At 68.8% G+C, this 13,636-nt stretch carries 12 protein-coding genes; 6 read left to right on the forward strand and 6 right to left on the reverse strand.

The window, feature by feature from the left end; translation table 11 throughout:
- Positions 1–99 precede the first annotated feature (99 nt).
- Entirely contained in the window at positions 100–1,005 is a 906-nt protein-coding gene (locus EYF70_RS15270; RefSeq protein ID WP_131146178.1) for a LysR family transcriptional regulator ArgP, read from the forward strand.
- Between the two features lie 25 nt (positions 1,006–1,030).
- Here EYF70_RS15270 and EYF70_RS15275 read toward each other — a convergent pair whose 3' ends face one another.
- Positions 1,031–1,459, reverse strand: coding sequence for a hypothetical protein (locus EYF70_RS15275; protein ID WP_131146179.1), 429 nt, complete (start codon positions 1,457–1,459; stop codon positions 1,031–1,033).
- 224 nt (positions 1,460–1,683) lie between these two features.
- Here EYF70_RS15275 and EYF70_RS15280 point away from each other — a divergent pair, with 224 nt between their 5' ends.
- Entirely contained in the window at positions 1,684–2,700 is a 1,017-nt protein-coding gene (locus EYF70_RS15280; protein WP_131146180.1) for a cation diffusion facilitator family transporter, read from the forward strand.
- A 9-nt stretch (positions 2,701–2,709) separates the two neighbouring features.
- Here the strand turns inward: EYF70_RS15280 and EYF70_RS15285 are convergent, their stop codons facing one another.
- Positions 2,710–3,780: an MBL fold metallo-hydrolase gene (locus EYF70_RS15285; RefSeq protein ID WP_131146181.1), complete on the reverse strand. Its 1,071-nt coding sequence runs from the start codon at positions 3,778–3,780 to the stop codon at positions 2,710–2,712.
- Between the two features lie 178 nt (positions 3,781–3,958).
- Here EYF70_RS15285 and EYF70_RS15290 point away from each other — a divergent pair, with 178 nt between their 5' ends.
- A complete protein-coding gene (locus tag EYF70_RS15290; RefSeq protein ID WP_307722150.1) occupies positions 3,959–4,780 on the forward strand; it encodes an alpha/beta fold hydrolase in 822 nt (273 codons plus the stop codon).
- Positions 4,780–5,472, forward strand: coding sequence for a YoaK family protein (locus tag EYF70_RS15295; RefSeq protein WP_131146183.1), 693 nt, complete (start codon positions 4,780–4,782; stop codon positions 5,470–5,472). The genes EYF70_RS15290 and EYF70_RS15295 overlap by 1 nt, the downstream gene beginning before the upstream one ends.
- Before the next feature lie 153 nt (positions 5,473–5,625).
- Here the strand turns inward: EYF70_RS15295 and EYF70_RS15300 are convergent, their stop codons facing one another.
- A complete protein-coding gene (locus EYF70_RS15300) occupies positions 5,626–6,192 on the reverse strand; it encodes a TMEM175 family protein (protein WP_131149118.1) in 567 nt (188 codons plus the stop codon).
- Between the two features lie 264 nt (positions 6,193–6,456).
- On the opposite strand from EYF70_RS15300, the gene EYF70_RS15305 reads away from it, so the two are divergent.
- Entirely contained in the window at positions 6,457–8,274 is a 1,818-nt protein-coding gene (locus EYF70_RS15305) for a putative bifunctional diguanylate cyclase/phosphodiesterase (RefSeq protein WP_131146184.1), read from the forward strand.
- Positions 8,271–9,245, forward strand: a complete 975-nt coding sequence (locus EYF70_RS15310; RefSeq protein ID WP_131146185.1) for a DUF72 domain-containing protein — start codon at positions 8,271–8,273, stop codon at positions 9,243–9,245. Before EYF70_RS15305 ends, EYF70_RS15310 begins: the two co-directional genes overlap by 4 nt.
- Here EYF70_RS15310 and EYF70_RS15315 read toward each other — a convergent pair.
- From EYF70_RS15315 to EYF70_RS15325, 3 genes are all read right to left on the reverse strand, one after another.
- A complete protein-coding gene (locus tag EYF70_RS15315; protein ID WP_229420398.1) occupies positions 9,205–10,479 on the reverse strand; it encodes a voltage-gated chloride channel family protein in 1,275 nt (424 codons plus the stop codon). The two genes, EYF70_RS15310 and EYF70_RS15315, sit on opposite strands and share 41 nt — an antisense overlap.
- Positions 10,480–10,730: 251 nt before the next feature.
- A complete protein-coding gene (locus tag EYF70_RS15320) occupies positions 10,731–12,119 on the reverse strand; it encodes a multicopper oxidase family protein (protein ID WP_131146186.1) in 1,389 nt (462 codons plus the stop codon).
- Positions 12,116–13,618: a TolC family protein gene (locus EYF70_RS15325; protein ID WP_131146187.1), complete on the reverse strand. Its 1,503-nt coding sequence runs from the start codon at positions 13,616–13,618 to the stop codon at positions 12,116–12,118. The genes EYF70_RS15320 and EYF70_RS15325 overlap by 4 nt, the downstream gene beginning before the upstream one ends.
- Positions 13,619–13,636 lie beyond the last annotated feature (18 nt).

Here is a 13,636-nt window from a genome sequence, read left to right on the forward strand (position 1 = left end):
ATCCGGATTGGTCATGGAAGCGCTTGCACGCCGACGGAGCTTGACGCACTTACGCGGCTTAGCCAAACTTGTTATTCTTGGGATCGACAAGTTTTGCTAATGCCCCACCTGAACTCCGCCCAGCTTGCCGCATTCGCCGCCATCGTGGCAGGCGGCAGCTTCGAAGCGGCCGGCCGTGCGCTGCACGTGACCGCCTCGGCCATCAGCCAGCGGCTGAAAGCGCTGGAGGACACACTCGGGCAGGTGCTCGTCGTGCGTGGCACGCCGTGCCGTGCCACGGCCGCCGGCCAGCTGCTGCTGCGCCATGCGCTGCAGGTGTCGACGCTGGAAGAAGAACTGCGCTTGCGGCTCGGCATGCACGGCGCAGAACCGGCGCGGCCCGTCCGGCTGCCCGTTGCCGTCAATGCCGATTCACTGGACGGCTGGTTCGTGGAGGCGGCTTCGGCGTGCTGCGCGCACGGCGGCATCGCACTGGATTTGCGTGTGGAAGACCAGGGACATTCCGCCGCGCTGCTGCGCGATGGCGAAGTGATGGCCGCGATCAGCGCGTCTCCCGCCGCGACGCAGGGATGCTCGGTCGAGTACCTCGGCAGCATGCGCTACCTGGCACTGGCGGCGCCGGCATTTTGCAACCGTTATTTCGCGGCAGGCGTGGATGCCGCGACGCTGGCGGAGGCGCCCGTGCTGGTCTACAACGCCAAGGATCGCATGCAGTGGGACTTCATGGCGGCGCATGGCGGCAGCCCAGACGAACCGCCCGCGCATTTCGTGCCGTCGACGCGGGCCTTCGTGGAGCTGGCGGAACAGGGCCTCGGCTGGGGCATGATCCCGGAACACCTGGCCCAGGCCAATGTACGTTCCGGCGCGCTCGTGGAGATCGTGGCCGACCGGCACATCGACGTCGGGCTCTACTGGCATCGCTGGCAGATCGCGTCAACCCCGCTGGCGACGCTGAGCGAAGCGGTCCGGGACGCGGCGCGGCGGCACCTGCGCGCGCCAGCGTGACGCGCTACCGCGGCGCAGCCACGGCTTACTTCTTGCCGCTCTTCGGCGCCTCGTCCAGCGCGCGGCGCTCGACCGGGTTCACGTAGGCTTCCGACGGCTTAATCTCCATCGCGCCTTCAGCACCAAGGTCGCCGTTGCCCGCACCGATCCCCGTGGTGGCCGTGGCGCTGGAACCCGCGCCGACGCGCTCGCCGGTCATCGAGCCGCCGCTCGTGTCGACCTTGCCCGCCTGCCGCGCGGTGGGCGCATTGCGTGCCTGGCCGGCGTTCTTGTCCGCCTGCTTGCTGGAGTTGCGCTGCGCCGTCGCCGTCTTGCCCGGGGTGGCTTCGGTCGCGGCCTTGTTGTCCGACTGTGTCTGCGGCGGGTTGGCCATGTTGCTGACGGAATGGCTTTGCGCCGAAGCGGCGCTGGTGAATGCCAGGGCGGCGACTGCCGCGATCAGGTGGATGTGCATGATGGTCTCCTCGGGCGACTAGCCCTGCAATGCTCCGGCAAGATGCCGAAATGACACTTCCATTCTGCCATCCTGCTCAGCAATAGCCTGTAGGAGAAGGCCGCGTGTGCAAGTCGGTTCGCGACCCACGCGCCACCGCGCACGCGCTCCGGGCACGCGTGCGCAGCCGAACAGACGCGGCGGCGCCGCCTTGCCATCCTGCATGGCTTGACCGGAGAACGCCCATGACAGACACCACGCACCGCAACGACACAGCCGCCGGAACGGGCGCGCCCGCAGCATCAGCCCAGGCAGGACAGGCAGGACAGACCCCTCAGGCCTCGCGCACGGGTTCGCAGAAAGTCATCTACGCCGCCATCGTCGCCAACCTCGGCATCGCCACCGCCAAGTTCATCGTGGCCGGCATCACGGGCAGCGCCGCGATGGTGGCCGAAGGCATCCACTCGGCGGTGGACACGGGCAACGAGCTGCTGTTGCTGCTGGGCGAGCGCCGCAGCACCCGTCCCGCCGACCGCAAGCATCCCTTCGGCTATGGCAAATCGCTGTACTTCTGGGCGCTGATCGTCGCCCTGTCGGTGTTTTCGCTGGGCGGCGGACTGTCGATCTACCACGGCGTGGCGGCCCTGCAGGCCCCGCCGCCGCTGGAAGACCCGCTGTGGAACTACGTCGTGCTGGGCGTGGCCGCCGTGTTCGAAGGCTACAGCTGGAACGTCTCGCGCAAGGCCCTGAACGCCGTGCGCAAGCCGGGCACCACGCTGTGGCAGGCGGTTCGCGCCAGCAAGGATGCGTCGGTCTTCACGGTCTTCATCGAGGACACGGCCGCGCTGCTGGGCATCGCCATCGCGGCGGCCGGCATCGCGCTGGGCCAGTACTTCGGCAATCCGTACTTCGATCCCGCCGCGTCGATCCTGATCGGCGTGCTGCTGGTCGGGGCGGCCTTCATGCTGGCCCGCGAATCGGGCGGCCTGCTGGTGGGCGAGAGCATCGACCGCGACCAGCTGGCCGCCCTGTACGCGCTGTTCCGGCGCGAGCAGGCGCTGGACAGCGTGGCCAGCCTGCGCACGATGCAGATGGGGCCCGAGGACGTGCTGCTGGCCGCCTCCGTCCAGTTCCGCCGCGGCATGCCGATCGACGAGGTGGAACAGGCCATCGCCCGGCTGGAAGCGGCCATCGCCGTCGAGCACCCGGTCATCCGCCACGTCTATTTCGAAGCATCGGCATTGCGCGCCGCGATGCGGTGACCGGGTACGTCATCCGCTGGTCGCCAGGCCTGCCCCTTGCCAACTTGCAGGCCGGGGCGCGCAGGGCCGGGGCAGCGGCGCACCGCCGGGCACGGGGTCGCGGGCCACGTGATTCAGCGGCAGCCAGCGGTAGCCGTCGACACCGTTCACCACGTGGCCAAGGCCGGGAAACGAGATATGCGCGGCCGCCACGCAATCGCCCCGCCGCACCGCCTCGGCGAACCACTGGCGCCGGTGCGCCGCCGCCTGCGTCGCGTCGCTGTCGTATTTCACGGTCACGCCCGGATCGGGGAACTGCACGGGCGCCACGTGCACCGTGTCGCCCCAGGCCAGCAGCCGCTCGCCCTCGCTTTCCACGAGGTAGGCCGTGTGACCGGGCGTGTGGCCGGGCGACGCCAGTGCCGTGATGCCCTCCTCCAGCGGCCCCGCGCCATCGAAGGGCTTGAAGCGGCCCGCGGCGATGTACGGTTTCAGCGAAGTCATCGCGCCGTCGAACATGCCGCGCAGAAAGGCCGGGGCCTTGCCCTGCTCGGCGGTGCTGAGCCAGTACGCGGCATCGCGGCGGTTTACGCGCACCACGGCGTTCGGGAACGCGGCCGCCGTGCCCAGCGCCACGCCACCCACGTGATCCGCGTGCAGGTGCGTCAGCAGCACTTCATCGACCTGTTCCGGCGCATAGCCGGCAGCCCGGAGATTGCCCGGCAGGTGGCCGCCATCGGCACCGTAGAGGGCGCCGGCGCCGCTGTCGACGAGGATCAGCTTCGTCCCCGTATTGACGAGAAAGGCATTGATCGAGCCTTCGACAGGCGCCTTCAGGTACGCGGCGGCCAGCAGGCGGTCGGCCAGGCCCGGGTCGGCGCTGTCCAGGCTTGCCGTGCCGCGCGTGAGCACTTCGTGGGCCGGGAAGGGATGGGTACCGTCGAGCAGTGCCGTGACCTCGTACCGGCCCAGCGCGATGCGGTACCAGCCCGGCGCCTGGGCCACCGCGAACGGGGCGGCGGCATGCACCTGGACGACGGTGGCGGCGCCCAGCAGGCCGCTCAGGGCACACAGGACAAGGGCTCGGGAAAGGATGGGCATGGCGGCTCCTCGGCGATGGTGGGAGGCGCAGTGTGCGCCGTCGCCCGGCCGCACCATAACCCCCGGCCGTGGCGGCCTCCCCTCTCCCTTAGTGCAGTGGTCCGCGCGGCGCCCAGCAGGGACAATGCCTGCACCGCAACAACGTTCAGAAAGGAACACCATGACAACGCAACGCACCATCAATACCGTGACCACCCGCGACGGCACCATCATCCGCTACACCGACTGGGGCGACGGCCCGGCCGTCGTGTTCAGCCACGGCTGGCCGCTGCAGGGCGACGCATGGGAAGACCAGATGCTGTTCCTGGCCGAACACGGCTACCGCGTGATCGCCCACGACCGCCGCGGCCATGGCCTGTCCAGCAAGCCCTGGCACGGCAACGACATGGATCACTACGCCGACGACCTGGCCGCCGTGATCGACGCGCTGGACCTGCAGGGCGCCACCCTGGTCGGCCACTCCACCGGCGGCGGCGAAGTCGCCCGCTACATCGGCCGCCACGGCACCGGCCGCGTCAAGCGCGCCGTGCTGGTGGGCGCCGTCACGCCGCGCATGCTGGTCGGCCCGGACAATCCGAACGGCGTGCCGATGGAGGTGTTCGACGGTATCCGCGCCGGCGTGAAAGCTGACCGCGCGCAATTCTTCAAGGACCTGACCACGCCGTTCTACGGCTACAACCGCGACGGCGCCAAGGATTCCCAGGGCGTGCGCGACACCTTCTGGCTGCAGGGCATGCAGTGCAGCATCCGCGCCGCGTACGCGTGCATCAAGCAGTTCTCGGAAACGGACTTCACGGAAGACCTGAAGAAGATGACCATCCCGACACTGGTGATCCACGGCGGCGACGACCAGATCGTGCCGCTCGCCGCCACCGCGCGCCGCGCCGTCGAGATCCTGCCGCAGGGCCGCCTGGAAGTGTACGAAGGCGCGCCGCACGGCCTGCCGACCACCCACAAGGACCGCCTGAACGCGGACCTGCTGGCCTTCCTGAAGTCCTGATGCGGGTTCCCCCCAGCGACCTGTTCCTCGGCATCTGCCTCGGCGGGCTGGCCGGCTATGTCGACACGGCCGGCTTCGTGGCCCTGTATGGCCTGTTCACGGCGCACGTGACGGGGAACTTCGTGCTGATCGGCGCCACGCTGACGCATCCCGAGCACACCACGCTGCTGCTCAAGTGCCTGGCCTTCCCGGCCTTCGCGCTGGGCGTGGTGGCCACGCGCCTGCTCGGCAACCGGTGCGAGCGGCGCGGCGTGGTGCCGATCCGCTCGATGCTGTCGATGCAACTGGTGTTGCTGGTCGCCTTCATGGCGACGGCGCTGCTGGCCGTGCCGATCACCAGCCCGGATGCCCCGCTGGTGCTGCTCACCGGCATGCTCGGCGCCGCCGCGATGGGCGTGCACAATGCCGCCGGCAAGCTGCAGTTCGCGCGCATCGCCCCGACCACGGTCATGACCGGCAACGTGACGGAACTGCTGATCGACATGACCGACCTGGCCACCGGCCACGCCACCCCGGCCGCGAAGGAAAAGTTCGTGCGCTTCGTGTGGCCCGTGCTGGCCTTCGCGCTCGGCTGCATCGCCGGCGGCGCCGGCTACGTGCACTTCGGCTTCTGGTGCCTGCTGGCGCCGATCGCCGCCGTCGCGGTGCTGCTGCTGTTCCCGTGGCAGGTGGCCAGGCCGGTACACGTGTAGCTTCCGCGGCGGTCGAGGCATCGGTGCCGCACATTTTTTTCGGATGATTCTTCCGGAAAAAGTGTGCGGCACCGGTTTTCTCCACCGGATATACGCGCGACGACTGCACGCGGGATAACGGGTATCCCATCGGCGGCCGCTTCAACGCCCGCCCTACATTCTTTCCACCCGCGGATCCGGCCGGATCCACACCAGCGCCAGCCCCACGTAGAATGCCGCGCCCACCAGCGGCTGCCACAGCGACAGCGGCACGCCCACCGCGTAGAGCACGATCGACACCCACCCCTTGGTATCGCGGCCGATCGCACGGGCCAGTGCCGATTGCGGGCCATGCAGCCGCACCAGGCTGCGCACCAGCAGGTCGTAGGCGATGGCACTCATCAGCAGCACCACGCCGTACAGCGCCATCGGCAAGGCCGCCATGTGCTGCTCGCCCAGCCAGTTCGTCATGAACGGCACCAGCGACAGCCAGAACAGCAGGTGCAGGTTGGCCCACAGCGCGCGGCCGTCGACCTTCTGCGCCAGCTGCAGCAGGTGGTGGTGGTTGTTCCAGTAGATGCCCACGTAGACAAAGCTCAGCACATAGGCGAAGAACAGGGGCCACAGCGGCAACAGCGCTTCCAGCGTGGCTTCGTGCGGCACTTTCAGCTCGAGCACCATGATGGTGATGATGATGGCGATCACGCCGTCGCTGAACGCTTCCATCCTCGACTTGCCCATTTCCCTGCGGGTCCCCGCTTCCGCGGCGCCGCCTTTCGCGGACTGCTGTTTGCTGGCTTCGTGTTCGCCGCCTTCGTGTTTGCCGCCTTCCTGTTTGCTGCCTTCTTGCATGCTTCCTCCGTGTGCTTGACCCGCCATCTTAGTGCGCCACGCCGGTGCATCGCATCGCCCTGAAGGCAGAGCCGCTACACTCTGCGGGACGGCGGTTGCATCACTGGCAAAACCTCCGTAAGCTTGGGACTGACCGGGAAGGAGCCTTTTGTCATGGACGTGTGGATCGAACGGGACGAGTCGGAGCACCGCAGGGTACGCGAGCTGTCGCGCTACGCGCTCGCGCTGGACAAGCCCGATCCGCAATTGCGCTTCATCGTGGAGCTGGCCGTGCAGACCATGGGCGCCGACATCGGCGGCATCAGCCTGGTCTACCGCTCGCACATCTGGCTGCCGGTGACTGTGGGGATCTCGCTGCGCGAGATCGAGCGGGGCGCATCGTTCTGCAGCGAACTGGTGGCGTCGGAAAGCGACTTTTTCGAGGTGGAGGATGCGCTGGCCCACGACTGGTCGGCGGCCAAGCCGGTCGTGCGTGAGCCGCCGCACTGCCGCCACTATGCCGGCGTGGCGCTGTACGGCAACCGCGGCTACCAGCTCGGCACATTGTGGGTGATGTGGCGAGCGCCCGGCCGGCTCGAAGCCGCGCAGCGCACCATGCTGCAGGGGCTGGCGCGGCTGGTCGCGGACACACTGGAGCTGCGCTACTGCGACGCCGTCACGGGCATGTACAACCGCGGCGCGTTCGTGCAGCACCTGCAGCACGCCAAGGGCGAGGCCGGGCGCCGCGAACTGGCGGTCGGCTATGTCGACCTGACAGGCTTCCACCAGATCAACGAAGTCCATGGCCGCGGCGCCGGCGATGCCACGCTGGCCGAGATCGCCGCGCGCATCATCGGCTGGGCCGGCCCGGACAGCCTGCTCGGCCACCTGGGCGGCGACCGCTTCGCCTTCGCGCTGCTCGACCACACGGGCATGGACCGGCTGCAGGCGCTGTGCCACGCGATCGACGTGCCCGTCACCTTGCCGTCGGACCGCACGCAGGCGCTGCATGCGCGCATCGGCATCGTGCGCGAAACCCTGCCGACGCCGGTGGCGGCCGCCGCGCTGCTCGACATGGCCGAGACGGCGGCGGCCAGCATCGGCGACGTGGCCGGCTTTTCCGTGGTGCGCGAATATGGCAGCGAACTGCGCGAACGCTCGTGGTTCCTGCACGACCTGCTGGGCGTGCTGGAAGGCCAGCCCGGCACCGGCCGGCTGTCGATGCACTACCAGCCGCAGGTCAACTTCGCCAAGCAGAAGCTGATCGGCCTGGAAGCGCTGGTGCGCTGGGAACATCCGCAGCGCGGCGCGGTGCCGCCGTCGACTTTCGTGCCGCTGGCGGAAAGTTCCGGCAACAGCCATGCGCTGGACATGCTGGTGATGGGCCAGGTCTGCCGCGACATGCGCGGCTGGATGGATGCCGGCTTGCCGCAAGTACCCGTGTCGCTCAATTTCTCCCGCTCCACGCTGCTGCATCCGGGGCTGCCGGATGCCGTCAAGGCGCTGCTGGACGAGCACGGCCTGCCCGGCGCGCTGCTGGAAGTGGAAGTCACGGAAAGCCAGCTGCTGGAAGCGCCGGAAGCGCTGGGCGACCGGGTGGCCGCGCTGCGCCGCCTCGGCCTGCGCATCGCCATCGACGACTTCGGCATCGGCTACTCCAACCTGGATGCGATCGGCACGCTGCCGTTCGACCGGCTGAAAGTGGACCGCCGCTTCGTGCATGGCGTGGCCGACAGCGCCGTGACGGCCAGCCTGTTCCGGTTGATCCAGGGCGTGGCCGAGGTCTCGGATGCGGAACTGCTGTGCGAAGGCCTGGAACGCCAGGTGGACCTGGACTGGCTGCGCCACCAGCATGCCTACTGCGTGCAGGGCTGGTACTTCTGTTCCGCGCTGCCGCCGCAGGGCGTGGAACAGCTGCTGCGCGCCTGGGGCCAGCGCGCCCGGCACGCGGCCGGGGGCGGCGACGTGCGCGAACTGTTCGTGGGCGCATGAGTGAGCGAGTGAAGGAAGCAGGGGCGGGGGTCGGGGCGAAATCGCGGGCACAACTGCGCATCGGCATTTCCGGCTGGCGCTACGAACCATGGCGCAAGGTCTTTTACCCGGCCGACCTGGCGCAGGCGCGCGAACTCGATTTCGCCTCGCGCATGCTGCCCACCATCGAGATCAACGGTTCGTTCTATTCGCTGCAGCGGCCGAAAAGCTACCAGGAGTGGTACGACGCCACCCCGGAAGGCTTCGTGTTCGCCCACAAGGGCAACCGCTTCATCACGCACATGCGCCGGCTGCGCGATCCCGCCCCTTCGCTGAGCAATGTGTTCGCTTCCGGCGTGCTGGCATTGCGCGACAAGCTGGGGCCCTTCCTATGGCAATTGCCGCCGAACTTCCAGTTCGATGCCGGCGTGATCGAAGCTTTCCTGGCCGCCCTGCCCCACGATACCGCCGCCGCGCTGGAGATGGCGCGGCAGCACGAGCCGCGCATGGAAGGCCGCGCGTTCCTCGAGATCGACCGCAAGCGCAAGCTGCGCCACGCGCTGGAGATCCGCCATGAAAGCTTCGCCGATGCGGCGTTCGTGAAGCTGCTGCGCAAGTACAAGGTGGCCCTGGTGGTGGCCGACACGGCGGGCAAGTGGCCCGGCTACGAGGATGTGACGGCGGACTTCATGTACCTGCGCCTGCATGGCGAAAAGGAACTGTACGCGGGCGGCTACACCGACGAAGCGCTGAATGGCTGGGCGCGGAAAATCCGGGCGTGGAGTACCGGCGGGCAGCCCGGCGACGCGCGGCTGATCACGGCGGCGGCACCGCCGAAGCGCGCGAGCCGCGATATCTACTGCTACTTCGACAACGACATCAAGGTGCACGCGCCGTTCGATGCGCGCCGCCTGCTGGCGCGGCTGGACGCCGATGCGGCGCTGCCGGCACTCATCGATCCGCGTCCCGACGTGGATCGCGGCCTGCGCTGAACGGCGGCTTGGCGCCGCGCTGCGCCTTGTAGATACCGGCGTGCCCGGAGCACAGGTAGGCCACCACGCAACCCAGCGCCGCATAGGGACCGATGGCGGGCCCGAACAGTTCCAGGGCCATCACCGTGGATGCCAATGGGGTGTTGGCCGCCCCGGCGAACACGGCGACGAAGCCCACCCCGGCCAGCAGCGGGAACGGAAGTTCCAGCAGCGGCGCCAGCGCATTGCCCAGCGTGGCGCCGATATAGAACAGCGGCGTGACTTCGCCGCCCTTGAAGCCGGTGCCCAGCGACGCCACGGTGAACGCCAGCTTGCCCAGCGCATCCCAGATCGGCAGCGGATGCGCGAACGCTTCGACGATCACCGGGATGCCGAGGCCCACGTAGCGCTGCGTGCCCACCGCCCACACCGCGACGGCGACCACCGCGCCGCCGATCAGCGGCCGCAATGGCGCATACGCCACGTGGCGTTTCATGAAGCCCGACAGCGCATGGGTGGCACGGGCGAACACCATGCCGGCCAGGCCGAAGGCGACACCGGCGGCGACGATCGCGGCGATGGACCATGCCGTGATTGGCGGCACGGCGGCCACCGCGTAATGCGTGTGATGCACGCCCCAGGCCAGGCCGACCTGGTCGGCCAGGATCGCCGCCGCCATGCAGGGGAAGATCGCGTCATAGCGCATGCGGCCGATCACGAGCACCTCCAGCCCGAAGATGGCGCCGGCCAGCGGCGTGCCGAACACGGAAGCGAAACCGGCGCTGATGCCGGCCATCAGCAGGATGCGGCGCTCGCCGGGACCCAGCTTCGCCACGTTCGTCAGCTGGTCGGCCAGCGAGCCGCCCAGCTGCACCGCGGTGCCTTCGCGCCCGACCGATGCGCCGAACAGGTGCGAGATGACGGTGCCGCCCAGCACCAGCGGCGCCATGCGCAGCGGCACCACCTGCTTCGGATCGTGGATCTCGTCGATCAGCAGGTTGTTGCCCGCTTCCACCTCGCGGCCCCAGCGCAGGTACACCCAGCCGACCGCGAAGCCGGCCAGCGGCAGCAGCCAGATGATCCACGGCTGCCGCTCGCGATACGCGGTCGCGGCGTCGAGGGAGAACAGGAACAGGGCCGAGGCGCTGCCCGCCAGGACGGCGATCAGCAGTGAAACCAGGGACCATTTGAGGAGGTAGCGGAGGGCGAGGACGAAGGAGTCGAGGTGGGCTTTCATCGGGGGGGAATATAGCATGCAGCATAGCTGGCCGTGGAGAACCGGTATTCGGCAGCCGACAGCTACCGCCTGGATCACCCCAAGTGCGAACTGCTGGGGTCAGACCCGGCGGGTCTGACCCCGGCCCTTCGCTGTTGGGGTGAATGCATGCTCTTTCATTTGCGTCGGGTAACGCTTAACTTAACGGCATTCGGGTCTATCCCCGGCAAGTGATTGCCTGCGCGTTTGCCCGCCAGCTGCGACAGCCAGCGCCGAAAAACGGTCAGTAATCAATGATGCTCATGCCCTCCCCCGCGCTTGACATCCACCGGCTTGCCCTGCGCCGGCGCGAGCGGCGCCATGCCGGGGGCCTGCGGCGCGGGCGGCAGCTCGCCGGTCCACTCGTAGGCCACGCTGCCTTTCGGATGCCGGTAATGCCCGGGATCGCGATAGTCGCCGCGCGCCTGGCCCTCGCGCACCTTGACGAGGGTGAACATGCCGCCCATCTCGATCTCGCCGAACTGGCCGGTGCCGGTCATCATCGGCAGCGTGTTTTCCGGCAGCGCCATGCGCATGCTGCCCATCGAGCCGCCCTTGTCGCCCATCACCATGTAGCCGGGCACGAGGTTGTTGATCTTCTCTGCCACGCCGCGGTGGTCGACGCCGATCAGCGTGGGCACGTCGTGGCCCATCGCGTTCATCGTGTGGTGCGACTTGTGGCAGTGGAACGCCCAGTCGCCCGGGTTGTCGGCGACGAACTCGATCGCCCGCATCTGGCCGACGGCGATGTCGGTGGTGACTTCCGGCCAGCGGGCCGACGGCCTGACCCAGCCGCCGTCGGTGCCGGTCACCTGGAACGTGTGGCCGTGCAGGTGGATCGGGTGGTTCGTCATCGTCAGGTTGCCGGCGCGGATGCGCACGCGGTCGCCCTGGCGCACCACCATCGGATCGATCGCCGGGAACACGCGGCTGTTGAAGGTCCACAGGTTGAAGTCCAGCATCGTGTTGACCTGCGGGGTGTAGCTGCCCGGTTCGATGTCGTAGGCGCCCAGCAGGAACACGAAGTCGCGGTCGACCGCGTGCTGGCGGATATCCTTCGGATGCGTGACCCAGAAGCCCATCATGCCCATCGCCATCTGCACCATCTCATCGGCGTGCGGGTGGTACATGAAGGTGCCGGCATGCTTAGCCACGAATTCGTACACGAAGGTCTTGCCGGGCTGGATCGACGGCTGCGTCACGCCGCTCACGCCATCCATGCCGTTCGGCAGGATCTGGCCGTGCCAGTGGATGCTGGTGTGCTCGGGCAGCTTGTTGGTGACGAAGATGCGCACGCGGTCGCCCTCCACCACTTCGATCGTCGGCCCCGGGCTTTGCCCGTTGTAGCCCCACAGGTTGGCCGTCATGCCGGGCGCCACCTCGCGCACCACGGGTTCGGCGACGAGGTGGAATTCCTTGACGCCGTCCTTCATGCGCCAGGGCAGGCTCCAGCCATTGAGCGTGACGACGGGGTTGTACGGCCGGCCGTTCGGCGGTACCAGTGGCGCGGCGGTGGCGGCCGACGCGTGCACCGGCGCTTCCGGCAGCGATGCGGCACCGGCGCGGCTCACCATGCCGGCGCTCAGCAGCGTGGTGGCGCCGGCCAGGAAGGTGCGGCGCGAGTTGGACGATGCGGTCATGGGTGTGCTCCGTGTGCGTTGTGCTGTGTCGACCCGGTGGTCTGGTCAGGCTTGTTTGGCTTGTTTGGCTGGCTTGCCTCGTTCGGCTTGTTTGCCTCGTTCGGCTTGTTTGCCTCGTTCGGCTTGTCTCCCGCAGCCGCGGCGCCGTGCGGGCGGCCACCCAGCGCGGCTTCCAGGCCGGCGTCGGCGATCCAGTACTCTTTCAGTGCGTCGATGGCGGCAGCCACCGCCACGCGCTGCTCGCGCGCATCGGCCAGCAACTCGAAGGTGCTGAGCAGCATGCCGTTGTAGCGCAGCAGTGTCTCGTCGGACAGCTGCTTCCTGAGCGGGATCACCACGTCCCGGTAGTGCCTGGCCAGGTCGTACGCGGTGCGCCAGGCGAAATAGGCTTCGCGCGCTTCGCTGCGGGCATTCACGGCGGTTTCCGCCACCCGGTTCACGGCCTGCATGTAGACCGCCTCGGCCCGCCGCGTGCGCGCGGTGCCCCAGTCGAACAGGGGGATTTCCAGTGTCACCTCGTAGCCGCGCTGCACCGGTTCGCCGCCCTCCCGCTCGCGCAACGCGCCCAGTTCCAGCACGTTGATGAAGCGGGTCGCGCGGGTCAGGCCCAGCGATGCGGCGGTATGCTCCGCCTCCTTCGCCGCCGCCCGCACGTCGAGGCGCTCGCGCAGCGCCGCCTGCTCGACATCGGCCAGTTCCGGCGCCGCCGCCGGCAGCTCCGGCAGGCGCTCGGGCAGCCGGTAGCCGCCTTCCGTGCCGGCCAGCCCCAGCAGCCGGGTCAGCCGTTCGCGCGCCGCGCTGGCCGCGCTCGACGCCCGCGCGACATCGGCCATCGCCTCCGCGTAAAAGGCCGCCTCGCGCGCCTGATCGAAGGCGCTCCAGTTGCCGGCCTTGCGCATGCGCTGCGCCAGCTCGGCGCTGGCATCGGCGGCGCCGGCCACCTGTTTCGCATACTCGACGGCCTGGGCCGCGCCCACGGCTTCGTAATACGCGCGCCGCGTCTCGGCCGCCGTCTTCAGGGCTTCGGACGTCACGCGCAACTGCGCCTGTTCGAACCTGCCCCGTTCCATGCGCACCGCCAGCGGCGCAGTCAGCAAGTTGGCCAGGTTCACCGCCAGCGAGCGCTCGATCGACGTGCTGCCGCCGCCGCGCTTGTGCTGGTAGCCGAAGGCGGGATTCTGCAGCCGGCCGGCCTGTACCAGGTCGGCTTCCGCGATGCCCAGCTCCCAGTAGGTGGCTTGCAGCGCGCGGTTGTTCAGCAGCGCGATGCGCACCGCGTCGTCCGCGCCGAGCGGCTGCGCCAGCATCGGTTTCAGCTGTTCCGCCAGCGCATTGCGGTCGTGTTCAGTGCGCAGCAGGGTCGTGGCCGCGCCAGTCCTCGCCTGCGTGGCCCGGTTGACGGCATCCATGCCGCCGTCGGGGGAAAAACTGGCGCAGCCGGACAGGGCCAGCGCCAGGATCGGGACGGCCAGGGCCGTCGCCATCGGTGTCGATGTCATTGTTACCTCTTGCATGAT

Source organism: Pseudoduganella albidiflava (assembly GCF_004322755.1).
In the GTDB taxonomy this organism is placed as follows: domain Bacteria; phylum Pseudomonadota; class Gammaproteobacteria; order Burkholderiales; family Burkholderiaceae_D; genus Rugamonas; species Rugamonas albidiflava.

Excerpts from the sequence above, each read along its gene's own strand:
- EYF70_RS15320 (WP_131146186.1), bottom strand. The coding sequence starts at position 12,119 with ATGACCGCATCGTCCAACTCGCGCCGCACCTTCCTGGCCGGCGCCACC.
- EYF70_RS15280 (WP_131146180.1), top strand. The coding sequence starts at position 1,684 with ATGACAGACACCACGCACCGCAACGACACAGCCGCCGGAACGGGCGCG.
- EYF70_RS15285 (WP_131146181.1), bottom strand. The coding sequence starts at position 3,780 with ATGCCCATCCTTTCCCGAGCCCTTGTCCTGTGTGCCCTGAGCGGCCTG.
- EYF70_RS15305 (WP_131146184.1), top strand. The coding sequence starts at position 6,457 with ATGGACGTGTGGATCGAACGGGACGAGTCGGAGCACCGCAGGGTACGC.
- EYF70_RS15315 (WP_229420398.1), bottom strand. The coding sequence starts at position 10,479 with ATGCTATATTCCCCCCCGATGAAAGCCCACCTCGACTCCTTCGTCCTC.
- EYF70_RS15295 (WP_131146183.1), top strand. The coding sequence starts at position 4,780 with ATGCGGGTTCCCCCCAGCGACCTGTTCCTCGGCATCTGCCTCGGCGGG.
- EYF70_RS15300 (WP_131149118.1), bottom strand. The coding sequence starts at position 6,192 with ATGGGCAAGTCGAGGATGGAAGCGTTCAGCGACGGCGTGATCGCCATC.
- EYF70_RS15275 (WP_131146179.1), bottom strand. The coding sequence starts at position 1,459 with ATGCACATCCACCTGATCGCGGCAGTCGCCGCCCTGGCATTCACCAGC.
- EYF70_RS15270 (WP_131146178.1), top strand. The coding sequence starts at position 100 with ATGCCCCACCTGAACTCCGCCCAGCTTGCCGCATTCGCCGCCATCGTG.
- EYF70_RS15310 (WP_131146185.1), top strand. The coding sequence starts at position 8,271 with ATGAGTGAGCGAGTGAAGGAAGCAGGGGCGGGGGTCGGGGCGAAATCG.
- EYF70_RS15325 (WP_131146187.1), bottom strand. The coding sequence starts at position 13,618 with ATGACATCGACACCGATGGCGACGGCCCTGGCCGTCCCGATCCTGGCG.